The sequence below is a fragment of the Pseudomonas sp. LB3P58 genome, from assembly GCF_054897895.1.
On sequence record NZ_JBUBVE010000001.1, the window covers coordinates 55598 to 79893 of the forward strand.

Consider the following 24296-nt stretch of genomic DNA (forward strand, 5'->3'; position numbering starts at 1 on the left):
TGCTTAAAGCAAATCGTACTGCTTGAGTTTCTTGCGCAGCGTGCCTCGGTTCAGCCCGAGCAGCTCGCTGGCCTTGGTCTGGTTGCCCTTGACGTAGTTCATCACGCACTCGAGCAGGGGCGCCTCGACTTCGGAGAGCACCAGGTTGTACACATCCGTGACGGCAGCGCCTTCAAGGTGGGCGAAATAATTGTGCAGCGCCTTCTCGACACTCCCGCGAAGGGTCTGACCTTCTTCGCTCGGCGTATTGAGGTGCTGTTTCAAATTCACGTTGTCGCTCACGGGTGTTGTTCCACTCACTAAAGTCTCGGTCATCATCGTCATGCGGCCACCCCTTCTCCGTCCCCTGTCAGGCTCTTGTAACGTTCGGCGAAGAAGCCCTGAACGTTGGCGCATTGTGCTTCCGTATCTTCCAAACGATTGAAGTGGGCGCGAAATTCCCTGGCGCCCGGCAAGGTTGCGAGATACCAGCCCACATGCTTTCGAGCAATGCGTACGCCCATGACGTCTCCATAGAAGACGTGCAGCGCAGCCAGATGCTCTAGCAGAATGCGTTCCACCTCGATCAGTTCCAGTGCCGGGAGTTTCTCGCCGGTACGCAGAAAATGATCGATCTCACGAAAAATCCACGGCCGCCCCTGAGCGGCCCGGCCTACCAGCAGGCCATCGGCACCGGTCGCATCGAGCACGTACCGGGCCTTCTCTGGTGAATCGATATCGCCATTGGCAAAGACCGGAATCGACACGGCCTGCTTGATCGCGGCAATGGTGTCGTACTCGGCTTCGCCGGTGTACAGATCGGCACGGGTGCGGCCATGGACTGCCAGTGCCGTAATGCCTGCCTGCTCGGCGATCTTCGCCACGGTCAGGCCGTTCTTGTTGTCCCGGTCCCAGCCGGTGCGGATCTTCAGGGTCACCGGCACATCAACCGCAGCCACTACGGCCTGCAGGATCTCGGTCACCAGTGCTTCATCCTTCAACAGCGCGGACCCGGCGGCCTTGTTGCAGACCTTCTTCGCCGGACAGCCCATGTTGATATCAATAATCTGTGCGCCCAGTTCAACGTTGGCCCGGGCCGCATCCGCCAGCATCTGTGCATCACCACCGGCGATCTGTACCGAGCGGGGCTCGGGATCACCTTCGTGGATCATGCGCATCCGCGATTTGCGGGTGTTCCACAAGCTCATGTCGCTGGTGACCATTTCCGAGACTACAAGTCCTGCGCCCAGTCGCTTGCACAGCTGACGAAAGGGTTGGTCTGTGACCCCCGCCATCGGGGCGAGAATCAAGCCGTTGTGCAATGTGTAAGGACCGATGCGTACCGCCGACATAGGACTTCCCTGTTGTGGGGTCGGATCATGAGAGTTCGAAAAAGGGTTGGCATGATACCCGCTCTCGATGACTGGATAAAGGCTGAATTGAACAAAATCTGAACAGTTATTCTGTTATCGCCAGCGGTTTGGTGTGAGCGGTCAAAGTCAGAAATATGCCGTCAAAGCCGTAACACTGAACCGTTTCACTCGGGCGAATGGAAGCTCAGGCTGTAATTCACCGCTTTGGAGCCTGGATCGAGGATATCCAGTGCGATGTGGATCGGCGTTTGCGGAGGCATTTCCGCCATCCCTTCGAGATCGCCGTTGAGGTACTCGCCGGGCTTGAAGCGACGGCTGGCGATCAAGTGGCCGTTGAGGTCGGCAAAACGCAACTCCAGCAGCGGGAAAGGCTGGGAGAAGGGTGCGCGGTTGTAGATGATCGCGTCGACCACCAGTGCACCGTTGAAGTCCGGGTGACTGCGGACCACCAGGTTGCTGCTTTTGATTTTGGCGATGTCGACTTTGGATGGCACGGTGCAGCCGATTTGCGGGCACAGTTGCTGGAACCACGGACGGTACTGGTCCTGACGCGCCAGTTCATCGAAATGGTAGGCGATGTACTGACCAGCGAGCACGGCGACGCCGAGCAGGATCAGCAGCAGCCAGAAAAATCGACGACCCCAGGGTGAACGGCGCTTTTGCCAGTCCAGTTGCAGCGGGTCATCGGTCAGGTCTTGCAGGGCGTCGGCGCGGACAGCCGGCTCACGCTTTTTGCGCACTGGTTCGATCGAGGGCAGATCGTCGTCGATATCATCGGTCGCCGACAGGCGTTCGTGATGCATCGGTGCGTCCAGCGGGTCGTGCAGGCGCAGCTGTGGCGGCAGAGACTCGTCGTCCAGCTCCACCGGTTCCAGGGACAGCGAAGGTTCGGTGCGCGAGTATTTGCTCGGATCGAGTTCCAGCTCTGGCAAGTCGGCTTCAGTGGTCTGCGCACGATCGGCGGCCGATTCGCTGAACAGGCTGTCGGGCCATGGCGCTTCTTCGTGCTCGACGGTATCCCGGCTGGCGCTCAGGCTGTCTTCGCGGGGCCGGCCGAATTCCGTGGTCGGCTGGATTTCCCGTTGTTCGAGGCGGGCGAGTTCTTCGTCCAGGTCCAGACTGTCCAGATCCAGCTCGGCGGCAGTCCATTGCTTTTGGCTGATGGCTCGCGGCTCCGGCGGTTCGACGATGACCGGGGCAGCCGGCGTGATCGCGTCCTTGCCGGACCGTTGCTCAAGTAGCTGCTTGGCGGCGTTGAACACCTGCAAGCACGAGCCGCAACGAACCACTCCGCGGGCCACGCTCAATTGAGCATGGCTGACGCGGAAGCTGGTTTGGCAATGCGGGCACTGAGTGACGAAGCTGTCGGTCATGCGGTAATCCGGATTATGCAGGCGTTCATTCTAGCGCCGACGGCCAGTAATGCGCACCCAGCCATCGCGATTGGCGATCGGGTCCAGATCGAAGTCCTGAGCGTAGGCTTTGGCGACGTCTTCACCTTGCTCGGCGAGGATGCCCGACAGCGCCAGACGGCCACCGGATTTGACCAGGCTGGACAATTGCGGCGCCAGGGAAACCAGCGGGCCGGCCAGGATGTTGGCGACCAGCACGTCGGCCTGAACTTGCGGCAGATCTTGCGGCAGATACAGCGGGAAGAGTTCTTCGGCAATGTTGTTGCGCCCGGCGTTATCGCGGGAGGCCTCCAGGGCTTGCACGTCAATGTCGGTGCCGACGGCTTCTTTCGCGCCGAGCAGCAGGGCGGCGATCGCCAGAATCCCCGAGCCGCAGCCGAAGTCCAGCACGTTGCAGTCTTTCAGGTCCTGACCGTCGAGCCATTCCAGGCACAGTGCGGTGGTCGGGTGGGTGCCGGTGCCGAACGCCAGGCCTGGATCCAGCAGCAGGTTTACCGCGTCGGGTTCAGGCGCAGCGTGCCAGCTCGGAACGATCCACAGGCGCTGGCCGAAACGCATCGGCTGGAAACCGTCCATCCAGCTGCGTTCCCAGTCCTGGTCTTCGATGACTTCGCTGTGATGTTCAGGCAACGGGCTGCCAGTCAGCAACTCAAGGTGGGCCAGCACGGTGGCGGCTTCGGTGCCACCTTCGAACAGGGCCAGCAGGTGCGTGTGCGACCACAGCGGCGTGGTGTTGAGTTCCGGCTCGAAGATCGGCTGATCTTCGGCGTCCATGAAAGTCACCGATACGGCGCCCACTTCAAGGAAAGCGTCTTCGTAGGTTTCGGCTTGTTCTGGGCTGATGGCGAGACGGACTTGCAGCCAAGGCATGGCGGGCACCTTTGAAAAATATTGATTGCAGCCTAGCGGGCTGCGAGAAGCGCGCAAGTTTACGCGAGCGCGGGGCTTTTGTGGGAGCGGCCTTGCTCGCGTTCACATTATGAAATCTCCAGAAACAACAAAGCCGCTCGAAAGCGGCTTTGTTGGTCTGGATCACAGCTTAATGCTTTTCGGCAGCCAGCTTGTGTTCCAGGTAGTGGATGTTGATTCCACCTTTGCAGAAGCCTTCATCGCGGACCAGGTCGCGGTGCAGCGGGATGTTGGTCTTGATCCCGTCGACAACGATTTCGTCCAGCGCATTGCGCATGCGCGCCAACGCTTCGTCGCGGGTTGCGCCGTAGGTGATCAGCTTGCCGATCAACGAATCGTAGTTCGGCGGAACGGCATAGCCACTGTACAGGTGCGAATCGACGCGAACGCCGTTGCCACCTGGTGCGTGGAAATGCTTGACCGTGCCTGGGCTCGGCATGAAGGTTTTCGGGTCTTCGGCGTTGATTCGGCATTCCAGTGCATGACCGCGGATGACCACGTCTTCCTGGGTGTACGACAGCTTGTTGCCAGCGGCGATGCTGAGCATCTCCTTGACGATGTCGATGCCGGTGACCATTTCCGAAACCGGGTGCTCAACCTGAACGCGGGTGTTCATTTCGATGAAATAGAACGCGCCGTTTTCGTACAGGAACTCGAAAGTGCCCGCGCCACGGTAGTTGATGTCGATGCAAGCCTTGACGCAGCGTGCGAGGACTTCAGCCCGGGCCTTCTCGTCGATGCCCGGTGCCGGCGCTTCTTCGAGAACCTTCTGGTGACGACGTTGCAGCGAGCAATCGCGGTCGCCCAGATGGATGGCGTGGCCCTGGCCGTCGGAAAGTACCTGAACTTCCACGTGGCGTGGGTTGGTCAGGAATTTTTCCAGATAGACCATCGGGTTGCCGAACGCCGCGCCTGCTTCGGTGCGGGTCAGTTTGGCGAAGGAGATCAGGTCTTCTTCTTTATGCACAACGCGCATGCCGCGACCACCACCGCCGCCAGCGGCTTTGATGATCACCGGGTAACCGACTTCGCGACCGATGCGCAGAGCGGTTTCTTCGTCTTCAGGCAGCGGGCCGTCGGAACCCGGAACGGTTGGAACGCCCGCAGCGATCATGGCGTGCTTGGCCGATACCTTGTCGCCCATCAGGCGAATGGTGTCGGCTTTCGGGCCAATGAACGCGAAGCCGGAGTTCTCGACTTGTTCAGCGAAATCAGCGTTTTCCGCAAGGAAACCGTAGCCTGGGTGAATGGCGGTAGCGCCGGTCACTTCAGCCGCAGCGATGATTGCCGGGATGTGCAGATAAGAATGCGCGGCCGAGGCCGGGCCGATGCAGACGGATTCGTCTGCCAGACCCAGGTGCATCAGCTCTTTGTCGGCCTTGGAGTAAACGGCGACAGTCTTGATGCCCATCTCTTTGCAGGCACGCAGGATCCGCAGGGCGATCTCACCGCGGTTGGCGATCAGAACTTTTTCCAACTTCGCAGTCATCAAAGTCTCTCCGCGGTTCAAACGATGGTGAACAGCGGTTGGTCGTACTCAACCGGCTGGCCGTCTTCGACGAGGATAGATTCGATCACACCGCTGGATTCAGCTTCGATGTGGTTCATCATCTTCATGGCTTCGACGATGCACAGGGTGTCGCCTTTCTTCACGGTCTGGCCGACTTCAACGAAGGACGGCGAGGCTGGCGAAGATTTGCGATAGAAGGTACCGACCATAGGCGAACGGGCAACGTTACCGTTCAGAACTGGCGCGGCCGGAGCAGCAGGTGCGGCGGCAGCAACCGGGGCAGGAGCCACAGGCGCAGGCGCCGGAGCATGCATTGGAGCCGGTGCGTAATACTGCTGAGCCGGGGTCTTGCTGTGACGGCTGATGCGTACGGACTCTTCGCCTTCCTTGATCTCGAGCTCGTCGATGCCGGACTCTTCCAGCAGTTCGATCAGTTTCTTAACTTTACGGATATCCATGAATCATCAACTCCCAAGGGTCGGTCAGGGGCGTTACGCTTGTCGTTCAAGCTGTTGCCGGTCTTTCAAGCTGCTCTAGGGCAGCCTCCAGGGCCAGTCGATAACCGCTGGCGCCAAGGCCGCAGATCACTCCCACCGCTACGTCGGAGAAGTAAGAGTGATGGCGGAAAGGTTCGCGTTTGTGCACGTTAGACAAATGCACTTCGATGAATGGGATGCTCACCGCCAGCAGCGCGTCACGTAATGCGACACTTGTGTGTGTAAAAGCTGCTGGGTTGATCAGAATGAAGTCCACACCTTCGCTGCGGGCAGCGTGGATGCGGTCGATCAATTCGTACTCGGCGTTGCTTTGCAGGTGCAGCAAATGGTGGCCGGCTTCACGGGCACGGCGTTCCAGGTCCTGGTTGATCTGCGCCAGTGTCGTAGCGCCGTAGGTGCCCGGTTCACGGGTGCCGAGCATGTTCAGGTTGGGTCCGTGCAGAACCAGTAGCGTCGCCATCTGCTGTTCCTTGTTATCTGTGTGCAATTGTCAGAACCCGGCGACTATGCCGCAAAGCCTTTGTGACTGTCCAGTTCTATGCAATAGCCAGCACGATGGCCGATGTTTGCGCGAAATATGTGACCGGGTTATTAAATCCGGTCATTTGCTTTCGCAACACGTTCGGCGAAGTCAGTGGCGTTGATCTCGCCGATCACTCGCACATCGGCGTGTTCGACGCCGTCCTTGCCAAAAAACATCAGCGCTGGCGGGCCGAACAGTTTGTAGCGGTCGAGCAGGGCGCGTTGCTCGGCGTTGCTGGCGGTGATGTCGAAGCGGATCAGTCGATAGCCTTTGAGGCGTTCGACGACCGTGGCGTCGTTGAGCACTTTATGTTCGATGACTTTGCAACTGATGCACCAGTCGGCGTACCAGTCGAGTAGCAGCGGGGTGCCCGATGATTTGGCTTCGGCGAGGACGCGGTCCAGGTCTGCCGGGGTGCTGACGGTTTGCCAGGCGCTGGTGTTTTGCGGTTGCTCATTGTCGGCAACCGTGCGCGGCTGGCCAATCGGATTGAGCGGGTCGGTCTGGCCGCTGAACGCGCCATACCAACACGCCAGCGCATAAAACAGCAGGAACATTCCCAGCAACTGGCCCAGGCGTTTTCTCGGCGGTTTGTAGACGAACTCCAGCGCACCCATGAATAACCCGACGCCACCGGCCAGCAAGCCGATCAGCAGCAGTGTGATCTGGCCCGGCAGTACTCGACTGAGCAAACCGATCGCCAGCCCCAGCAACAAAACGCCAATCGCGTTTTTCACATAGATCAACCAGGGTCCGCTTTTCGGCAGCCAGGCGGCGCCACCGGTGGCGACCAGCAACAGCGGGGCGCCCATGCCAAGGCCGAGCATGAACAATTTCAGACCGCCGCCCAATGCATCGCCGCTGGCGCTGATGTACAGCAGCGCGCCGGCCAGCGGTGCCGAGACGCAGGGCGACACCAGCAGGCTGGAAACCACGCCCAGCACCGCGGCACCCCACAACGAACCACCCTCGGTGCGACCGGCGATCCGATCCAGCCGACTGCTGATGGCGTGAGGCAGCTTGAGTTCGAAGACGCCAAACATCGCCAGGGCAAACAGCGCAAAAAACGTCGCGAACGGCACCAGCACCCACGCCGATTGCAGCCGCGCCTGAAGATTGAGCTGGGCGCCGAACATCCCCATCAACGCCCCGAGCAGGGCGAAGCAGACGGCCATTGGCAGCACATAAGCGAGGGACAGATTGAAACCACGCAAGCCACCCACCTGACCACGCAACACCACGCCGGACAGGATCGGCAGCATCGGCAGCACACACGGTGTGAACGTCAGGCCCAAGCCTGCGAGGAAGAACAGCGCCAGTTCGCGCCAGCTCCAGGTCGGAGTTGCGCCTGCGCTGCCATCAATACTCAGGCGCTCGGTCTCGGGTGGATAGCACAAGCCTTTGTCGGCGCAACCCTGATACGTAACCACCAGGGTGAAGGCGCGTTGATCGGTGCGCGGCAGTTCGACTTCGAGAATGCCGTGATAGACCTCGACATCGCCAAAATACTCATCGTGCTTCTGTTCGCCCTTGGGCAGTTGCGCGGCGCCCAGACCAACATCGGCGGGTTCGGCGCGAAACTGGAAGCGGTGTCGGTAGAGGTAGTAGCCCTCAGTGGCGACGAAGCGCAGTTTGATCGATTGCGGTGTGCTGTCTACCAGGCTCAGTTGAAAGGCTTCACGCACCGGCAGAAAGTCGGCGCTGTTGTTGATCGAGCCCAACGTCGAACTGGGCCGACTGTCCAGCAAACCGGCGGCGGTGGCCGGCAGGGCGAGCACTAAAAACAGCAGGCAGAGCAAACGGCGCATGACAATCTCGCGTATCGAAAGTGAAGGCATGATAGCGGACAGTCGCGGGGTGTGCAGGGCCGGAGTTTTGTGGTGGTTGTTCTTGCGTCATCGCGAGCAGGCTCGCTCCCACATTGGATCTGTGAGCGACACAAAACCCGGTGGGAGCGAGCCTGCTCGCGATGGCAATCTATCAGACGCGGAAGGCCTGAACGGCTGTATGCAATCGCCCACCCAACACCAGCAAGTTCTCCCCTTGCACGCGTCCCTCGCCGATGCGCAACAAGTTATCCCCACCCAATTGGTGAATCCGCTCACTGTGATCGCGGATCTCGCTGACGGCACCGCTCTGCTGGGCGGTGACATCGGCGATGCGCACGGCGGTGTCGGAAATGGTCTGGATCGCGCCGACGATTTTATCCAGCGCACCGTCGGCGGCCTGGGCCTGATTGGCAGTGGCTTCGGCGTGTTCGACCTGGGCGCGCATGCCTTCCACCGATTGTCGCGCCGCGGTTTGCAAACCGGCGATCAGTGTCTGGATCTCTGCTGTGGCGCCAGCGGTGCGTTGTGCCAGTGAACGAACTTCTTCGGCCACCACCGCAAACCCTCGACCCATTTCCCCGGCACGGGCCGCTTCGATGGCGGCGTTCAGGGCCAGCAGGTTGGTCTGGTCGGCAATCGAGCGGATGACTGTCAGCACGCCGCCAATGGTTGCCGACTCTTCGGCCAGGTGTTCGATCATCTGCGCGTTGCCTTGCACTTCACCGACCAGCGCGTGCAGCCCGGTGAGACTCAAACCGATGACCTTCTGGCCGTGCTCCACCGCCAGCCCGGCATGGCGGCTGGCGTCGGCCGCCTGGCTGGCATCGCCGGCAACCTGTTGAATGGTCGCTTCCAGCTCGCCGAGAGAATCACGGATCAGCGCTGTGTCGCCGGCCTGATGTTCGGCGCCGCTGTGCAGGTCATTGCTCAACTCGGCCAGCGTTCGGCTGCTGCCGGCGACCTGTTCGGCGTTGAGGCGAATGGTCCCGACCAGGTCGACCAGATAGGCGCGCAACCGATTGAGCGAAGCTTGAATGTCGTGCAGTTCACGATTGGTCGCGCCCAGTTCAATGTCCCGGCTGAAGTCGCCCTCGGCCCAGGTCGAAAGGGCCGGGGCGAGGTTGGTCAGCGTCCGGGCCAGTTTCCGTTGCAAGGTGTCGATCAGCAAAGCAATCAGCAGAATCAGGCCAATCATCACCCCTTGCATCAGCCGCACTTCGCCCTGGATCTGGCCGTGCTGGGCGCGAACCACCGGCTCCAGTCCGGCAATGGCCTGCTGCACGGCGGCGATTTTCAGGTGAGTGGCGGCGCTGAGGTCGGTGCGTTTCTGGATCTGGTCACGAGTACGGGAGAGTTCGGCGGGGTAGCGGGTCAGCAGGCCGTTGAGTTCGCGCTTGAGGCCGACGCCCGCATCTTCGGCAACAGCTTTTTCGGTGTTCTCCAAGCCCATCATCGCGGCGAAATCATCGGTGCCGGATTCGCTGCTGCTGGCTACACCGAGCAGCGGCAAGGCGCCCAGCAACTCAGCCTGAGTGCGGATGTTGGTGACTTCACGCTCGACATCGGCGGCCAATTCGCTGCGGCCGCTGCTGACCAGTTTGTCTCGCGCCAAGGATAATTTTCCCAGGTGTTGAGAGGCAGCGAGCAACGGCGTCAGATACGCCGCGTTAGCGCTGGCGTATTGGCTGAGCTGGTCGAGGCTGGCGCCGAGTTCGCGTTCGGCCTGAAGCAGCAGCGCTTGCGGATCGCCCGCGAGTTTGCCGGCCGCCAGCAGATCGGTTTTGCTGAATTCTTCGAGGTTCGACAGGCTCGGGCGCAAGGTGTCGGCCAACGCCGGCGGCAACTCACCGAGCTCCTTTTGCAGGCCGTCGATAGCCTGACTGGCACTGCTCAGGCGCAGGGCATCGCCGCTGGCGAGGTAGTCGTCGATGTTACGCGCGACTTCATTTTGAAATTGCTGGGACAAGCCCAAGTAACGCTCCATCAATAGATAGGGACGCTCCAGGGCCTTTTGCGACCACCACAGTGTGGCGCCAAGGGCCACGCACACGGCGACTAAAAGGAGGGTATTGAGATTGGTCAGCAGCTTCAGGCGCATCGCGGGTCTACCAGCGGCAGAATGGTAAGCGCCTGAATTTATTGCGTTTGTGTTACAGGGTTATGACCGAATGGGTCGATTCCGATGAAAAAGTGGCACTTTGCTTTGACGTCCGCGCGGCCTGCACGCGGTTGCGTCCGGCGTCCTTTGCGCGGTACAGCGCTTCGTCTGCCTGGCTGGCCATCATCAGGCTGTCGGAGTGCTCGCACAGTTCCACCACCCCGGCGCTGAACGTGCACCAGAGGTCCTGCGGTTGAGCCGGGTAGTGAATCTCGGCAAAGCGTCGACGGATTTCGTCGAGCACTTTATGGGCCGATTCGAGATCGGTGTCCGGCATGACGATGGCGAATTCTTCACCGCCGTAACGGCCGATGAAGTCGGTCTTGCGCAAGCGTTGCTTGAGAAACAGCGCCAGGCTCTTGATCACTCGATCGCCCATGGGGTGGCCGTGGCTGTCGTTGACCCGTTTGAAGTGGTCGATGTCGAGCATCGCAAAGCTCAGCGGCTTGCTCTCGCGGCGGGCGCGGAAGCTGCAGTCTTCGAGCAATTGCAGAATGTGCGTGTGGTTGTACAGCCCGGTGAGGCTGTCGCGGACCATCCGCGCTTTCAGATTGCGTGCCCGCGCCGCGCGGTTACGCACGGTGGTGATCAGGTGCCGGGGCTTGATCGGTTTGGTCAGGAAGTCGTCGCCGCCCTCGCTCATGGCGTCGAGCTGCTTGTCCAGATCGTCTTCGGCCGACAAGTAAATGATCGGCACGCTGACATAGCGATCGTTATGACGGATCACCTTGGCCAATTCAGTACCGGTGCAGGCCGGCATGTACATGTCGAGGATGATCAGGTCTGGCTGGAAGTCCGCGAGCTCGGCCATGGCCTGGATCGGCTCGATCAAGGTCCGCGTGACGATCCCGGCGCTATTGAGCAGGCGCTCGGTGTGCAAGGCCTGGGCGCGGGAATCGTCGATGATCAGCACTTTATAAGGTTCGTACTGGGCGACGCAGGTCAGGACTTCGATTTTCTCCAGCAGGCTCGAGGCTTCGAGGGTGCCGGTCAGGAATTCCTGGCCACCGGCACGCACGGCGGCGAGACGGGTCGGGGTGTCGGTTTCGTGCAGGCTGAAGAACAACAGCGGCAATTGATGATCGAGGCCTTCCTGGGCTTCGGCAGCCAGTTTCAGGCCGATGCCGGCGCCACTGAAATCCACGTCCATGACGATTGCCGCAGGCAAGCGCTCGACCATCGAAGAGCGGAACGCCGCAACGCTGTCGAGGGCTTGAGCGCTGAGCCCAAAAAATTCCAGCTGCTTGGCCAGACGCTCGGCGCGGTCGTAGTCCTGCAGCATCACGTAAATCGGCTTGCGCAGCGGCGGCAGAAAGGTCTGGTCCAACTGATCGCCATGGCGCAAACCGGTGCGTGACAGGCGCTGCATCAAACGATTGAGGTCAGTGATCAGTCCGCTGCTCAGGCGTCCGCGATTGGCGTCGACAGCCTCCAGCGACTGACCGATGTGGCGCGCCAGTTGGGTGTGTTCAGGTTGTTCGAAGCGCTCGGCGAAACGCAGCAGGCGCAGGTTGGCCTCGCTCAGTTCCGATAAGTCGGTGGTGGACCACTCGCTGCGTTGCAGGCGCTGCCATATCTCAAGAATTTGACGTGCCTGATGAATTACCCGCTGGGCAAAGTGGTGCTTGAGGCGCTCACGGCTGGGGTCTTCTGGCTCGGTCATATCCTGACTACTAGTTAGGGTGCATGCTGAGATCGACTGGTGGCTCTATGCTAGCACCTCTTTTCCATCGCATGAGTGTCGTACGTCAATTAACTGCAAAGCGACCTGATTCAGTTTCTGACCGACTGGTCGCATAGGATCCAAGCTGTGCTTCATTTATAGTGGCCGTCGATCATGGTCATTGTGCGGGTAGTGTTTGCGCAGGATTTAATGCGCGGCAAACGAGGCACGATGAGATAGGGTTGTGGTCGAACCGATGAACTCAAGTGATTGAAAGGATATCGCCATGCTGGACTGGAAGAACCGCGCGGGCAGCGCGCCTGAACGTGCCGCTGAACCGAAATCGGCCACCCGTAGTTACTTGGGTGGCCTGTTGTTCAGCCGGGCGTTGGCCACTCTGATTGCCATTTACTTGCTGGTGGCTATTGCGCTGGGCTGGTACTGGAGCCAGGAACCTGCGCTGTTCCCGGTTCAGCAGAACGCCCAGATGGCCGCCGAGAAAGAAGGCAAGCAAATGGTCATCGGCTACACCACGGTCGAAACCCTCAAGACCGTCGCCGGTACTTTGCTGACCAAACCGGGTGGCTATATTTCCAACGACCGTTTCCCGCCGGGCCTGTGGATGGATAACACGCCGAGCTGGGAATATGGCGTGCTGGTCCAGGTCCGTGACCTGAGTCGTGCACTGCGTAAAGACTTCGCTCGTTCCCAGTCGCAGTCCACCGAAGACGCGGACCTGGCCAAGGCCGAGCCGCGCTTCAACTTCGACAACAAGAGCTGGGTGCTGCCCTCCAGTGAGTCCGAATACCAGGAAGGCATCAACTCCCTGAGCCGTTATCAGGCACGCCTGTCCGACCCGAGTCAGAAAAGCGCGCTGTTCTATGCCCGCGCCGACAACCTGAACAACTGGCTGGGCGATGTCGGTACCCGTTTGGGTTCGCTGTCACAACGGCTGTCGGCGAGCGTTGGCCGGGTCAAACTCAACACGGCGCTGAAAACCGAAGTCATCGCACCGGGTCAGGTGCCACAGGTTGACGAAGAAATCGTCGAGACCCCGTGGATGCAGATCGACAACGTGTTCTACGAAGCTCGCGGTCAGGCCTGGGCCCTGTCCCATCTGCTGCGCGCCATCGAAGTCGACTTCGCCGATGTGCTGGCCAAGAAGAACGCCACGGTTAGCGTGCGTCAGATCATTCGTGAACTGGAAGCCTCGCAGGAACCGGTCTGGAGTCCTATGATCCTTAATGGCAGCGGCTTCGGGGTGCTGGCTAACCACTCGCTGGTCATGGCCAACTACATCTCCCGGGCCAACGCCGCAGTGATCGATTTGCGTCAATTGCTCAATCAGGGCTAAGTCATGGTCGATAGCGCCAGAGAGGTCGCGCACCGCGCGGCCTCGGATGCCGAACAGATCGCCTGGGTTGACGAGCAGGACAACCTGCTCGGCGCCCTGGTCCGCTCCGACCTGCGTGAACGCGGGCTGATCGGGCGCGGCACTTACATCATGCTGTTCAATTCCGCCGGTGAACTCTGCGTGCATCGACGCACGCTGAGCAAAGCCATTTATCCAGGTTTCTGGGACGTGGCGGCGGGGGGCATGGTGCTAGCGACCGAAACCTACGCCGAATCGGCGGCCCGCGAGCTGGAAGAAGAGCTGGGTGTGAGCGGCGTGGAACTGACCGCCCATGATCATTTTTTCTTCGAAGACACCGGCAATCGGCTCTGGTGTTCGGCGTTTTCGGCGGTGTGGGACGGTCCGTTGATCCTGCAACCCGAAGAAGTCCTTGAAGCGCGCTTTATTCCCGTTGATCAAGTCCTGCTGGAAATCCAGCAAAAGCCTTATTGCCCGGACTCTCTGGCCGCATTGAAGCGCTATCTTCGCGCCCGTGGGTCTGACGTCGCAAAAGAGGCATAAATTGGCGCCGATTGGCTCTTAGCAAGTCGGCTTTTTGCCGTTACACTGCGCGACCTTTTCAAGCTGAACCGGCATTGCCTGTTGTAGGAGCTGCCGCAGGCTGCGATCTTTTGACTTTGCTTTTGAGTCAAAATCAAAAGATCGCAGCCTCGTTGCACTCGTCAGCTCCTACACAGGTTGTACCGTTTCAGTAGCGCTGCCCCTGCCTGAGTGGGGCTTCGCGGTCGATAGCCTTGCCCAAGTGCTGCGACCAGTCTTTGTCCTCCCAAGAGGATTGCCGGTGGCCAAAAAAGCCGCATCCTTCGCCGCCCTTGGTGGCCTGGTATTTTCCACCGACGCAGGTCGTCATTGCCCGGATTGCAGTCAACCGGTGGATGCCTGCATCTGCAAACAGACCGTTATCCCGGCCGGCGACGGCATCGCTCGCGTGCGTCGCGAAAGCAAGGGGCGTGGCGGCAAGACGGTGACCACCATCACCGGCGTGCCGTTGGCCGAAGACGCGCTCAAGGACCTGGCGACCACGTTGAAGAAACGTTGCGGGACCGGTGGTGCGTTGAAAGACGGAATCATTGAAATCCAGGGCGATCATGTCGAGCTACTCTTGGCCGAACTGATCAAGCACGGTTTCAAAGCGAAGAAGTCCGGCGGCTAGCAGCCTCTGTGAAAACCACCCTCGGCTTGATCCAGCCCTGATCCGATTCAGGTCTGGCGTCGTCTACATGGTTTTCACAGAGCCTGTTCTGACCGGTTTCTAAACTCACTGCGGTCAGCGAGGTCTATCCCTTCGTTGACGAACCGTCATTTTCATTCTTTAGACTGCGCCGGCCTGAACCCAGGCGACGCTCTATGACTTCTTTATAGGGGACTTCAATGTCCGTACGACGCACACGCAAAGACGATGGCAGCCAATGGACAGTTGCGGACAGCCGCAGTGTTTACGGGATTCGCCATTGGGGGGCCGGGTACTTCGCGATCAATGACGCCGGTCGCGTCGAAGTTCGTCCGAACGGTCCGACCAGTTCGCCTATCGACCTCTTCGAGCAAGTTGACCAGCTGCGCCAAAGCGGCCTGTCCTTGCCACTGCTGGTGCGTTTCCCTGACATTCTGCAAGACCGCGTGCGTCAGCTGACCGGCGCGTTCGACGCCAACATCGAGCGTCTGGAATACCAGAGTAAGTACACCGCGCTGTACCCGATCAAGGTTAACCAGCAAGAAGCGGTGATCGAGAACATCATTGCCACCCAAGACGTGTCCATTGGTCTTGAAGCCGGCTCCAAGCCTGAGCTGCTGGCCGTGCTGGCCCTGGCGCCGAAGGGCGGCACCATCGTCTGCAACGGCTACAAGGATCGCGAGTTCATTCGTCTGGCGCTGATGGGCCAGAAGCTCGGCCACAACGTGTTCATCGTGATCGAGAAAGAATCCGAAGTCGGGTTGGTGATCGAAGAAGCCGCCTCGCTCAAGGTCAAACCTCAGGTTGGCCTGCGCGTGCGTCTGTCGTCCCTGGCGTCGAGCAAATGGGCCGACACCGGTGGCGAGAAATCCAAGTTCGGTCTGTCGGCGGCGCAACTGCTGTCGGTGGTCGAGCGTTTCCGCGCGGCGGGCCTGGACCAGGGTATTCGCCTGCTGCACTTCCACATGGGCTCGCAGATCGCCAACCTGGCGGACTACCAGCACGGCTTCAAGGAAGCGATTCGTTACTACGGCGAACTGCGCAACCTCGGCCTGCCGGTGGATCACATCGACGTCGGTGGCGGTTTGGGCGTGGACTACGACGGTACGCACTCGCGTAACGCCAGCTCGATCAACTACGACATGGACGATTACGCCGGTGTTGTGGTCGGGATGCTCAAGGAATTCTGCGACGCGCAGAACCTGCCGCACCCGAACATCTTCTCCGAAAGCGGCCGTTCCCTGACCGCTCACCACGCGATGCTGGTGGTGCAAGTGACCGACGTCGAGAAGCACAACGACGACGTGCCGCAGATCGACAACAAGGAAGAACTGCCGGAAACCGTGCAGTGGCTGGTTGACCTGCTGGGCCCGACCGACATCGAGATGGTCACTGAGACTTACTGGCGCGCCACGCACTACATGAGCGACATCGCGACCCAGTACGCCGACGGCAAGCTGACCCTGGCCGAGAAAGCCCTGGCCGAGCAATGCTACTTCGCCGTGTGCCGTCGCCTGCACAACTCGTTGAAGGCTCGTCAGCGTTCGCACCGTCAGGTGCTCGACGAACTCAACGACAAGCTGGCCGACAAGTACATCTGCAACTTCTCGGTATTCCAGAGCCTGCCGGACACTTGGGCCATCGGCCAGGTGTTGCCGATCCTGCCGCTGCACCGTCTCGACGAAGAGCCGCTGCGCCGTGCCGTGCTGCAAGATCTGACCTGCGATTCCGACGGTAAAATCAAGCAATACGTCGACGAGCAGAGCATCGAAACCAGCCTGCCGGTTCACGGTTTGAACGACGGTGAAGACTACCTGCTGGGTATCTTCCTGGTTGGCGCCTACCAGGAAATTCTCGGCGACATGCACAACCTGTTCGGTGACACCGACTCGGTGAACATCTATCAGAACGCTGATGGCAGCGTGTACCACGCGGGTATCGAAACCCACGACACTATCGAAGACATGCTGCGTTACGTGCACTTGTCGCCGGAAGAGTTGATGACCCACTACCGCGACAAATGCGCCAGTGCCCGCATCACCGCCGCCGAGCGTACCCAGTTCCTCGACGCGCTGCGTCTGGGTCTGACCCGTTCCTCTTACCTGTCTTCTTGAGGTAAGGCACCGCTCTCATCAGGTTGTCTGAAAATGTTCCGCACGCTGCGGAAATTTCAGATGGCTTGGTGGGATGCCTCTCTGATTTCAAGCGAAATGACTTACATTCTTGGTCATCCAAGTGATGTGGTCTTCTTTTCGCGTAGGTCATTTCCTAAGTTGTACTTCGGCACTCTACTCGGCCAACTCTCTCGGAGAGAATCCCCGACCGCCCCTCCTGTAGAGAATCGCCGATGTTCGATCCAGTCAACGAGCCGTCATTTCGTCTGGATGTAGAGGGTCTGCCCGACCCCTTTGAGGTCTTGGCGTTTACCGGTAGAGAAGCCATCAGCGAGCCTTTTGTGTTCGAGGTGGATCTGCTGATCGATGACCCGACACTCGACCTTGCAAGCCTGCTGTACCGTTCGGCCTTTTTGCATGTCGGGCCCGCGGGAAACGGCTTTCACGGACAATTGCATGAACTCGTCCAGCATGATCATGACTTGGCCGTCAGGCTCTGCCGCGTACGTCTGGGGCCGAAGCTGGCGTGCCTTTCCCTGCGCTTTAGTCAGCGAATTTTCAGCGCGCGCTCGGTGCCGCAAATCCTCGGTCAGGTGTTAAAGGAACACGGTATTGTCGGCAAGAATCGGCGCTTTGAGTTGGGTCGCGAATACCCGCACCGTGATTTCTGTACGCAGTACCAGGAATCGGATCTGCAATTTATCCAGCGTCTATGTGCTCAGGAACGGCTTCACTACCATTTCGAACACTGCGCGCTCGGGCATTGCGTGGTTTTCGGTGATGGTCAGGGGCACTTTCGTTTCGGTGAGAGCGCGGCCTTCCAGGTCGAGAGCGAGCAATCGGCGGTGCGTCAGTTCAAGGTTCAGGGTTGCGCTGATGCAGCCCGAGAGGGGCAACGAACCGCGCAGATTGCCGAAGGTCGGACGGACCTGACGGCGCTGCGCAGCGGTCAGTTGATGCCGCTGTCCGGTCATCCGATCGCTGACTGGAATCATCTCTGGCTGCTGACCCATATCGAGCATCAGGGCAGCCAGGATTTAACGGCGTCCTACAGCAACCAGATCCGCGCGATTCACTGGCAGGTGCCTTTTGTAGCGCCTCATTGCGCAGTGAAACCCAGGATGCACAGCCTGCAACGGGCCTGGGTGGTCAACATTGATGAGTCATGCCCCGATCCGTCCAGACCGGTTGCCGTGCAATTTGACTGGCTCTATCAGGGCGAGGGCGCGGTGCCCAGCCACAGTTGGTTGCCGGTGGCCGCTGAACTGGGCGACGCGGCAGTCACGCAGTTGAGTGAGGGGGCCGAGGTGGTGGTGAGCTTTATCGAGGGGGATCCGGATCAGCCGCTGATTACCGGGTTTCTTCACGTCCCTTCGTCCGTTGAAGAGACTGAGGAGGTCGGCCCGCCGCGCACGACAGATGATGTCGAGGGCTTGCTGGAGCTTCTGCGATCGAGCGAGCCATTGATGTTGCTATGTCTGCTGCCCGGTGGCGGCAGTTTCAACCATTGCACGCAGGCCCTCTGCACCTGCCGGGCGGCGAAGCGGTTTGGCCAGAGCGGTTCGGCATGATCGTCGCGACCCCGCAATGGCTATTGCTGGATGTGCCGGGTGCGCCACAGGCGGGGGCGATGCTGCAACAGCAATTTGCGCATGCCCGGTGGTTCTGGTTGTTCGAAGGCACTGAGTGGCATGCGTTGCGTGAACACGGCCCGGCCCTGATCGACCTTCGGACATGCCCGGCGCTGGCCGGGTTGTGCCACAGCGAAGTGCCCCTCTGGCGTGGCTTGCTGATGGCCAGCGAGGTGTCGTCGTCGCAGTTGCTGGAGCATTTGCGCCGCATGCTCACGGTCACGTTCGGTGTGCATCACCGAGCCTTGTTGAGTTACTACAACCCGCAAACGGCCAGTTACTTGTTCGATGCCTGCGATGCGCAGGAGCTGAGTCGCTGGCTGGGTCCTATCAGCCATTTGCGCTGGTTCGGCGGGACGTGGGCCGACCATGCGATCGGCAGTCAGGGCTGGCAGCAGTTGGTCAATCCGGGGCTTGCCGTCAGCCCTTTGGCGGTTGAAGAAAACCTCAGTCCTCGTCAGCAGGAAAAACTGCAAACCTGCCTGCTGGAGCAACATGCCTGGCACTGGAGTCGGTCCACCGGGACTGACTACAACACGCTGTGGTCCCACGTGCAGGAAGGGCTGGCGCTGGATTTTACCGAGCGTCCGGTACTCGATGACTGGTTATGGCTACGCTTGCAGTACCCCGGCGCTTTGCCTGGGCAAGCGTTGCCGGGACTCACCCAGCAGGAGCGTCTCGATAGCCTGCGCAACCGGTGGCAGAACGATCAGCCCTGAACACGAGGTTCAACATCGATGGCGAGCACCACACGGCGGTTGTTCAGCCTGATAATCGGCGGCGTAATGCTGGCTGTGATGACGGCGTGCTCGCCGCTGAAGTTGCTCAATGCGCTGACCCCCGACGCAACCTGCGACAAGACCGAGGGCATTGCCTATGGCGCTGATCCGCGGCAAAAACTCGATGTGTATGTGCCGCGTCCTCCCATGAAAAACGCCCCGGTGGTGGTGTTTTTCTACGGCGGTAGCTGGAACAGCGGTTCACGCAGCGATTACGCTTTTGTCGGCGAGGCCTTGGCGTCCCGGGGAATTATTGCGGTGCTGGCGGACTATCGGTTGTATCCGCAGGTGCGTTATCCGCTGTTCCTTGAAGATGGCGCCCGGGCCGTGGCCTGGACCTATGAACACATTCGTCAATATTCCGGGAATCCGCAGCGGTTGTACCTGATGGGCCACAGTTCCGGGGCCTACAACGTCGCGATGCTGGCGCTGGACCCCGGGTTACTGGGGGCGGTGGGTCTGTCGCCGCACAACCTCAGCGGCTGGATCGGCCTGGCCGGGCCTTATGATTTTCTGCCGATCAAGAATCCGCAGGTGCGGCCGGTGTTTTTCTGGCCGGATTCACCACCCCGGTCGCAGCCGATCAATCATGTCAGTCGCGGCGCGCCACCGGCCTTGTTGATCGCGGCGAGCGACGATGAGCTGGTCAACCCGGCCCGCAACACCGGTGGTCTGGCGCGCAAACTGCGCGAGGCGGGCGTGCCGGTGCAGGACCTGTATTTCTCGCGCACCGGCCACGCCACGCTGGTGGCGACGCTGTCCCGGCCCCTGCGCGGTTTGGCTCCGGTGCTGGATGTGGTCACGGCCTTCGTCAAAGCCACGCCGACTCAGTGAGCTTTGCCTGCGAACCAGCCGTCGCTTTTGTGCAGGTACCAGGCAAACGCGCCGAGGGTCAGGCTGCGCAGCAACATGAACAATAGAAAGGTTATCCACAGTCCATGGTTGCCAAAACCTTGCAGCGCCCAGGCGAACGGCAGCAACAAAACCACCGTCAGCAGCATGCCGTTGCGCATTTCCCGGGCACGGGTGGCGCCGATAAACAACCCGTCGAGCAGGTAGCTCCAGACCGCGATCAGCGGCAGCGCGGCGAGGTAGGGCAGGTAGATGAACGCCGTGTCGCGCACGCTCTGAATGTTGGTCTGCATCTCGATAAACAGATGCCCGGCGAACAGGAATAGCACGGCAAAGCCCAGACTCGCCAGCAACGACCAACCGCAGGCCACCACCAATGAGCGGCGCAGGGCCTCTCGATCGCGAGCGCCGATGGCATGCCCGCAAAGGGCTTCCACGGCGTGGGCCAGGCCGTCCAGCGCATGGGCGGTCAGCAGCAAACCATTGAGCAGCAGCGCGTTGGCGGCGACGGTGGCATCACCCAGTCGCGCGCCTTGCACGGTGATCAGGAAAAACACCGATTGCAGCGCCAGGCTGCGGATGAAAATGTCGCGGTTGACCGCCAATAGCGGTCGCCAGCTCTGCCACAGCGCCAACGCGGCCCAGGCGATGTGGCCGGGATAGGCGCGCAGGGCGTTGCGGGTCATCAGCAGGCCGATCAGCGCGCCGGTCCATTCGGCGATCACCGATGCTCGGGCGGCGCCGACCACACCCCATTCCAACCCGAGGACGAACCACAGGTTCAGCGCGATATTCACCAGGTTGGTGCTCAGCAGAATGGCCAGCGGCGCCCGGGCGTTCTGAGTGCCGAGGAACCAGCCGACCAGCGCATAACTGGCCAGTGCTGCCGGCAGACCGAACAGGCGCGTGTGGAAAAACTCGCGGGTCAGCTGATCCAGCTCCGCCGACGGCTGCATGAAATGCAGCGCGACCCCGCTCAACGGCACACCCAGTGCTCCCAGGACAATGGCCAGTCCCATGGCCAGCAACAGACCCTGCAGCAAGATCTGCCGCAATGCCGCGCCGTCCCCACGCCCGGCGGCCTGTGCGGCGAACCCGGTGGTGCCCATGCGCAGAAAACCCATGGCCCAGGCGAGAAAGGTATACAGGCTGGCCCCGACCGCGACGGCGCCCAACTGATGGGCGTGGGGCAAGTGGCCGATGACGGTACTGTCGACCAGCGCCACCAGAGGGACGGAAATGTTCGAGAGAATCATCGGCGCGGCGAGCGCCCAGACTCGACGATGGGTAGGGCGGTCGCGCCAGTCGGCGATCAGGTTGGACATGCAGGCTCCTTGGGGGAGCGGGCATTGTAGCGGTTGATTCGGGATTTGCCGTGAATCAGAAATCGACCCCTCACCCCAGCCCTCTCCCCACGAGGGAGAGGGGGAAAGGGAGCCGATCTTCATGCTTTTCAAAACCTGAGTTCGACGCGGAGTTTCAGGTCGATGTAGCACGAGAGAACAACTCAGTCAGTCCCCTCTCCCTCCGGGAGAGGGTTAGGGTGAGGGCTGGATCTCAAGCCGATCAATGGATTATCCAGCTCAACAACCACAACCCCAGCAGCAACCAGATAATCCCCATGATGATCGACGCATTCATGAACGCCCGAATCGCCGACCACAACAGCATCAACCCCAAAATCAGCGCAACGATGCTGATGATCGACGCGTCCATGCCCAGCGCACGGGACAGCCCTTCGACAAAGTTGCTGCCGGCGTGGCTCAGCAGATTGAACAAGCCGCTGAGGCCGTCAACGATGAAACGGATAACCGAACCGAGTGCCTGGCCGAGCCATTCGAAAAAACTTTCTACCTGCATGTCGTGAGCGTCCTTGATGAAAGTGGTGGCGTGGTTGCCGGACTTGAGCCTTGGGCTATCGAGCAGGGTGCCGAGTTCCCTCCAAGCATAGTGGTTTTGCAGCGCTTGCCGCTTGCCTTCATTCCTTATCCCCCCGAAGCTATACGCCTTCAGGAGAGCCCGATGAACCTTGTTGAACTGACCGAACGCCTGCACGCCATCCGTGACCGCAATGACTGGCGGCAATTTCACAGCCCGAAAAACCTGGCCATGGCCGCGAGCGTGGAAATGTCCGAGCTGGTGGAGATTTTCCAGTGGCTGACCGAAGACCAGTCGCGCCAGTTGCCGGCGGACAAGCTCGCCCATGCCGGGCAGGAAATCGGTGACATCGTGCTCTATCTACTGCTGCTGTGCAGCGAGTTGGGGTTGGACATGAATGAAGTGGTGCGCAGCAAACTCGCGGACAGCGAACGGAGGTTCAGCTGATGAGCGACCGTCATTTCGATCAACTGGCGACCCGCTTCGCCGAAAAAATCTACGGCGGTGCCAAAGGCGCGATCCGTCTGGCGGTGCTTCAGGCCGACCTGGCCGAAACCCTGCCGGACCGACCGTTGCGCGTACTGGATATCGGTGCGGGTCTGGGCCACATGTCGTTGTGGCTGGCCCAGCGTGGCCATGACGTCACGCTGGCCGAGCCCGCCGAGCCGATGCTCGAAGGCGCCCGCCAACGCTTTGCCGACGCCGGGCAAACAGCGACGTTCATTCAGGCGCCGTGGCAGGATCTGCTCGGCCAACTCACCGAGCCCTACGACCTGGTGCTGTGCCACGCCGTGCTGGAATGGCTGGCCGAACCTCACGCGATCCTGCCGGTGCTGCATCAATTGACCAAACCAGATGGCTGGTTGTCCCTGGCCTTCTACAACCGCGATGCGTTGATCTATCGCAACCTGCTCAAAGGCCATTTCCGCAAGATGCGCAAGAACGACATGGCCGGCGAGAAACAGAGCCTGACCCCGCAGCAGCCGCTTGATCCACGGGAACTGGCGGCGCAACTTGAGGGAATGTGGCAGGTCGAAACCCAGAGCGGGGTGCGGGTTTTTCACGACTACATGCCGGTGGAATTCCAGACCCGCGTCGAACTGGTGGATTTGCTGGAAATGGAGCTGGCCCACCGTCGTCACCCAAGCTTTGCCGGGCTTGGGCGCTACTTGCACTGGATCTGTCGGCCGGTCTGATCGGAGCGCGAAATGAACAGTCGTTCGGGGTTATTGGTGATCTGTCTCGGGTTGGCGGCCTGTCAGGGCAGCAACCCTTATGTGGCGTCATCCAACCCCTTGCCACCCGCGCCGCCTCAGGCGGCCAACACCTTTGACCGCAGCGCCTACCCAGCCGCGCCGCGCGACTACGGGCGCTACCGCAGCTGGGCCTGGCTCAACGGGCAGCTGCCGCCGGGCAGCGCCTGGGCGGATTCGGCGCAGGTCGCCGAAGCCGTCAGCAATGCCCTTGATCAACGTGGCTTGCGCCCGCTGCACGATAATCGCCCGGCCGACCTGTTTGTCAGCGCCGACCTGCACCTGGAAACCCGCCTGCGTCAGGTTCGGGACGACTATGGTTACTACGGCGGCGGTTATGGCGGTTACAACCGCTACGGCAGCGGTTATGGCATGTACAACACCGTGCCGATCGTTCGGACTTATCAGGAACAGGTCGTGGTGGTGCGGGTTGATTTGTTTGACGCCCAGAGCGGTCAACCGGTGTGGAGTGCCAGCGCCGAAACCAGCAATCGCGGCAGCCAGAGCGAGCGTGCCGATGCCATACGGGAGGCTGTAGAAAAGGCGATGTCGGCGTATCCTCCTAGTTAGCTTCTGTCGTTAAGAAGCATCGCGCAGGTTCATGTCTTCAACCGGAGAAATATCATGTTCCGCCGTCTCGCTTTACTGGCTGTGGCCGTGCTGCTCACTGCCTGCGCCGGCAGCCAGGTCAATCATGACTTCGATGCCAGCCGCGACTTCGCCGCCTATCGCAGCTGGAGCTGGAAAGAACCCGCCCTGCAATATCGCCCCGATGATCCACGGATCAAGAGTGACCTGACTGAGCAACGCATCCGCCAATCGGTGACCGATCAGCTGGATCAGCGAGGCCTGCGTCCGGCTGCGGGTGGCCAAAAGGGCGATTTGAGCGTGCAGACCTATCTGATCGTCGAGCAGCGCCAGCAACAAGTAACCACCAACTACGGCGGCGCTTGGGGTAATCCATGGAATGGCTACTGGGGTGGGCCGATGTACAACGAAACCCGTAACGTCAGCTACAAAGTGGCAATCATCCAGATCGACCTGCTCGACGGCAAGGACGGAAAACTGGTGTGGCGCGGCAGTGACGAGCAGATCCTCAGCCGCACACCGAACCCGTCGGATCGCAGCACGGCGATACGCGAAACGGTGGGGCGAATTCTCGCCAACTACCCACCCAAATAAACACCACAAAACCCTGTAGGAGCACGGCTTGCCGGCGATGGCGATTTCAAGGACGCCATCGCCGGCAAGCCGTGCTCCTACAGGGTTTTTTGTTGTCGGCGCTGGCATGTTGCCAGCAGTCCCGCCAAGTCTTGTCTACACTGCTGTTCACCCATGGAGGTAGCCCTCA

General features: G+C 60.5%; 22 protein-coding genes and 1 pseudogene. 11 read left to right on the forward strand and 12 right to left on the reverse strand.

The genetic code is table 11. The annotated features are described in order from the left end of the window. Positions 1 to 3: 3 nt before the first annotated feature. The 10 genes and pseudogenes from fis to gcbA form a co-directional block, all read right to left on the reverse strand. Positions 4 to 324, reverse strand: coding sequence for a DNA-binding transcriptional regulator Fis (gene fis, locus ACYZTZ_RS00220; RefSeq protein WP_007907419.1), 321 nt, complete (start codon positions 322 to 324; stop codon positions 4 to 6). After that, on the reverse strand, positions 321 to 1331 hold the full coding sequence (dusB, locus tag ACYZTZ_RS00225; RefSeq protein ID WP_056746229.1) for a tRNA dihydrouridine synthase DusB: 1011 nt from the start codon (positions 1329 to 1331) through the stop codon (positions 321 to 323). Before dusB ends, fis begins: the two co-directional genes overlap by 4 nt. Positions 1332 to 1516: 185 nt before the next feature. Beyond that, complete coding sequence (locus ACYZTZ_RS00230; RefSeq protein ID WP_461996863.1) at positions 1517 to 2725, reverse strand: DUF3426 domain-containing protein; 1209 nt, start codon at positions 2723 to 2725, stop codon at positions 1517 to 1519. A 30-nt stretch (positions 2726 to 2755) separates the two neighbouring features. After that, entirely contained in the window at positions 2756 to 3634 is an 879-nt protein-coding gene (gene prmA, locus ACYZTZ_RS00235) for a 50S ribosomal protein L11 methyltransferase (RefSeq protein WP_056746224.1), read from the reverse strand. Positions 3635 to 3803: 169 nt separating this feature from the next. Then, positions 3804 to 5162 (reverse strand): acetyl-CoA carboxylase biotin carboxylase subunit, encoded by a 1359-nt coding sequence (gene accC / locus ACYZTZ_RS00240; RefSeq protein WP_461996864.1) that lies wholly within the window; start codon positions 5160 to 5162, stop codon positions 3804 to 3806. A 17-nt stretch (positions 5163 to 5179) separates the two neighbouring features. Then, positions 5180 to 5641 carry an acetyl-CoA carboxylase biotin carboxyl carrier protein gene (accB, locus tag ACYZTZ_RS00245; protein ID WP_461996865.1) on the reverse strand — a complete coding sequence of 154 codons (462 nt, stop codon included), beginning with the start codon at positions 5639 to 5641 and terminating at the stop codon, positions 5180 to 5182. 46 nt (positions 5642 to 5687) lie between these two features. Then, positions 5688 to 6140, reverse strand: coding sequence for a type II 3-dehydroquinate dehydratase (gene aroQ, locus ACYZTZ_RS00250; protein ID WP_033059577.1), 453 nt, complete (start codon positions 6138 to 6140; stop codon positions 5688 to 5690). A 131-nt stretch (positions 6141 to 6271) separates the two neighbouring features. Continuing rightward, entirely contained in the window at positions 6272 to 8011 is a 1740-nt protein-coding gene (locus ACYZTZ_RS00255; RefSeq protein ID WP_461996866.1) for a protein-disulfide reductase DsbD, read from the reverse strand. Positions 8012 to 8183: 172 nt separating this feature from the next. After that, a pseudogene (locus ACYZTZ_RS00260) lies at positions 8184 to 8690 on the reverse strand (methyl-accepting chemotaxis protein); the annotation flags it as partial. Between the two features lie 1492 nt (positions 8691 to 10182). Beyond that, a complete protein-coding gene (gcbA, locus tag ACYZTZ_RS00265) occupies positions 10183 to 11853 on the reverse strand; it encodes a diguanylate cyclase GcbA (protein ID WP_461996867.1) in 1671 nt (556 codons plus the stop codon). Between the two features lie 286 nt (positions 11854 to 12139). Between gcbA and ACYZTZ_RS00270 the strand changes: the two genes are divergently transcribed. The 7 genes from ACYZTZ_RS00270 to ACYZTZ_RS00300 all read left to right on the forward strand — a co-directional run bounded on the left by ACYZTZ_RS00270 (position 12140) and on the right by ACYZTZ_RS00300 (position 19796). After that, complete coding sequence (locus ACYZTZ_RS00270; RefSeq protein WP_140894737.1) at positions 12140 to 13207, forward strand: DUF2333 family protein; 1068 nt, start codon at positions 12140 to 12142, stop codon at positions 13205 to 13207. 3 nt (positions 13208 to 13210) lie between these two features. Then, entirely contained in the window at positions 13211 to 13768 is a 558-nt protein-coding gene (locus tag ACYZTZ_RS00275; RefSeq protein ID WP_008153742.1) for an NUDIX hydrolase, read from the forward strand. A 280-nt stretch (positions 13769 to 14048) separates the two neighbouring features. Next, positions 14049 to 14420 (forward strand): translation initiation factor Sui1, encoded by a 372-nt coding sequence (locus tag ACYZTZ_RS00280; RefSeq protein ID WP_007907444.1) that lies wholly within the window; start codon positions 14049 to 14051, stop codon positions 14418 to 14420. 218 nt (positions 14421 to 14638) lie between these two features. Beyond that, on the forward strand, positions 14639 to 16552 hold the full coding sequence (gene speA / locus ACYZTZ_RS00285) for an arginine decarboxylase (protein ID WP_123367570.1): 1914 nt from the start codon (positions 14639 to 14641) through the stop codon (positions 16550 to 16552). Positions 16553 to 16785: 233 nt separating this feature from the next. Beyond that, positions 16786 to 18123, forward strand: a complete 1338-nt coding sequence (locus ACYZTZ_RS00290) for a contractile injection system protein, VgrG/Pvc8 family (protein ID WP_461996868.1) — start codon at positions 16786 to 16788, stop codon at positions 18121 to 18123. Beyond that, on the forward strand, positions 18120 to 18902 hold the full coding sequence (locus tag ACYZTZ_RS00295; RefSeq protein WP_461996869.1) for a DUF4123 domain-containing protein: 783 nt from the start codon (positions 18120 to 18122) through the stop codon (positions 18900 to 18902). The genes ACYZTZ_RS00290 and ACYZTZ_RS00295 overlap by 4 nt, the downstream gene beginning before the upstream one ends. 18 nt (positions 18903 to 18920) lie before the next feature. Beyond that, positions 18921 to 19796, forward strand: a complete 876-nt coding sequence (locus ACYZTZ_RS00300) for an alpha/beta hydrolase (RefSeq protein WP_461996870.1) — start codon at positions 18921 to 18923, stop codon at positions 19794 to 19796. Here the strand turns inward: ACYZTZ_RS00300 and ACYZTZ_RS00305 are convergent. Next, positions 19790 to 21139, reverse strand: a complete 1350-nt coding sequence (locus tag ACYZTZ_RS00305; RefSeq protein WP_056746203.1) for an MATE family efflux transporter — start codon at positions 21137 to 21139, stop codon at positions 19790 to 19792. The genes ACYZTZ_RS00300 and ACYZTZ_RS00305 overlap by 7 nt on opposite strands. 241 nt (positions 21140 to 21380) lie before the next feature. Continuing rightward, a complete protein-coding gene (locus tag ACYZTZ_RS00310; protein ID WP_046054513.1) occupies positions 21381 to 21674 on the reverse strand; it encodes a hypothetical protein in 294 nt (97 codons plus the stop codon). 162 nt (positions 21675 to 21836) lie between these two features. Between ACYZTZ_RS00310 and ACYZTZ_RS00315 the strand changes: the two genes are divergently transcribed. The 4 genes from ACYZTZ_RS00315 to ACYZTZ_RS00330 are packed head-to-tail and all read left to right on the forward strand — an operon-like array spanning position 21837 to position 24127. Then, on the forward strand, positions 21837 to 22139 hold the full coding sequence (locus ACYZTZ_RS00315; RefSeq protein ID WP_008011269.1) for a MazG-like family protein: 303 nt from the start codon (positions 21837 to 21839) through the stop codon (positions 22137 to 22139). Next, on the forward strand, positions 22139 to 22888 hold the full coding sequence (locus ACYZTZ_RS00320) for a methyltransferase domain-containing protein (RefSeq protein WP_461996871.1): 750 nt from the start codon (positions 22139 to 22141) through the stop codon (positions 22886 to 22888). Before ACYZTZ_RS00315 ends, ACYZTZ_RS00320 begins: the two co-directional genes overlap by 1 nt. Before the next feature lie 12 nt (positions 22889 to 22900). Next, the gene (locus ACYZTZ_RS00325; RefSeq protein WP_223432844.1) at positions 22901 to 23515 is read left to right on the forward strand and encodes a DUF4136 domain-containing protein; all 615 of its coding nucleotides are present in this window, start codon (positions 22901 to 22903) and stop codon (positions 23513 to 23515) included. 54 nt (positions 23516 to 23569) lie between these two features. Next, on the forward strand, positions 23570 to 24127 hold the full coding sequence (locus ACYZTZ_RS00330; RefSeq protein ID WP_461996872.1) for a DUF4136 domain-containing protein: 558 nt from the start codon (positions 23570 to 23572) through the stop codon (positions 24125 to 24127). Positions 24128 to 24296: the final 169 nt, after the last annotated feature.

Excerpts from the sequence above, each read along its gene's own strand:
- ACYZTZ_RS00270 (WP_140894737.1), top strand. The coding sequence starts at position 12,140 with ATGCTGGACTGGAAGAACCGCGCGGGCAGCGCGCCTGAACGTGCCGCT.
- accB (WP_461996865.1), bottom strand. The coding sequence starts at position 5,641 with ATGGATATCCGTAAAGTTAAGAAACTGATCGAACTGCTGGAAGAGTCC.
- ACYZTZ_RS00290 (WP_461996868.1), top strand. The coding sequence starts at position 16,786 with ATGTTCGATCCAGTCAACGAGCCGTCATTTCGTCTGGATGTAGAGGGT.
- speA (WP_123367570.1), top strand. The coding sequence starts at position 14,639 with ATGTCCGTACGACGCACACGCAAAGACGATGGCAGCCAATGGACAGTT.
- ACYZTZ_RS00315 (WP_008011269.1), top strand. The coding sequence starts at position 21,837 with ATGAACCTTGTTGAACTGACCGAACGCCTGCACGCCATCCGTGACCGC.
- gcbA (WP_461996867.1), bottom strand. The coding sequence starts at position 11,853 with ATGACCGAGCCAGAAGACCCCAGCCGTGAGCGCCTCAAGCACCACTTT.
- ACYZTZ_RS00330 (WP_461996872.1), top strand. The coding sequence starts at position 23,570 with ATGTTCCGCCGTCTCGCTTTACTGGCTGTGGCCGTGCTGCTCACTGCC.
- fis (WP_007907419.1), bottom strand. The coding sequence starts at position 324 with ATGACGATGATGACCGAGACTTTAGTGAGTGGAACAACACCCGTGAGC.
- ACYZTZ_RS00310 (WP_046054513.1), bottom strand. The coding sequence starts at position 21,674 with ATGCAGGTAGAAAGTTTTTTCGAATGGCTCGGCCAGGCACTCGGTTCG.
- accC (WP_461996864.1), bottom strand. The coding sequence starts at position 5,162 with ATGACTGCGAAGTTGGAAAAAGTTCTGATCGCCAACCGCGGTGAGATC.
- ACYZTZ_RS00300 (WP_461996870.1), top strand. The coding sequence starts at position 18,921 with ATGGCGAGCACCACACGGCGGTTGTTCAGCCTGATAATCGGCGGCGTA.
- ACYZTZ_RS00255 (WP_461996866.1), bottom strand. The coding sequence starts at position 8,011 with ATGCGCCGTTTGCTCTGCCTGCTGTTTTTAGTGCTCGCCCTGCCGGCC.
- prmA (WP_056746224.1), bottom strand. The coding sequence starts at position 3,634 with ATGCCTTGGCTGCAAGTCCGTCTCGCCATCAGCCCAGAACAAGCCGAA.
- ACYZTZ_RS00295 (WP_461996869.1), top strand. The coding sequence starts at position 18,120 with ATGATCGTCGCGACCCCGCAATGGCTATTGCTGGATGTGCCGGGTGCG.
- ACYZTZ_RS00230 (WP_461996863.1), bottom strand. The coding sequence starts at position 2,725 with ATGACCGACAGCTTCGTCACTCAGTGCCCGCATTGCCAAACCAGCTTC.
- ACYZTZ_RS00320 (WP_461996871.1), top strand. The coding sequence starts at position 22,139 with ATGAGCGACCGTCATTTCGATCAACTGGCGACCCGCTTCGCCGAAAAA.
- ACYZTZ_RS00275 (WP_008153742.1), top strand. The coding sequence starts at position 13,211 with ATGGTCGATAGCGCCAGAGAGGTCGCGCACCGCGCGGCCTCGGATGCC.
- ACYZTZ_RS00325 (WP_223432844.1), top strand. The coding sequence starts at position 22,901 with ATGAACAGTCGTTCGGGGTTATTGGTGATCTGTCTCGGGTTGGCGGCC.
- dusB (WP_056746229.1), bottom strand. The coding sequence starts at position 1,331 with ATGTCGGCGGTACGCATCGGTCCTTACACATTGCACAACGGCTTGATT.
- aroQ (WP_033059577.1), bottom strand. The coding sequence starts at position 6,140 with ATGGCGACGCTACTGGTTCTGCACGGACCCAACCTGAACATGCTCGGC.
- ACYZTZ_RS00305 (WP_056746203.1), bottom strand. The coding sequence starts at position 21,139 with ATGTCCAACCTGATCGCCGACTGGCGCGACCGCCCTACCCATCGTCGA.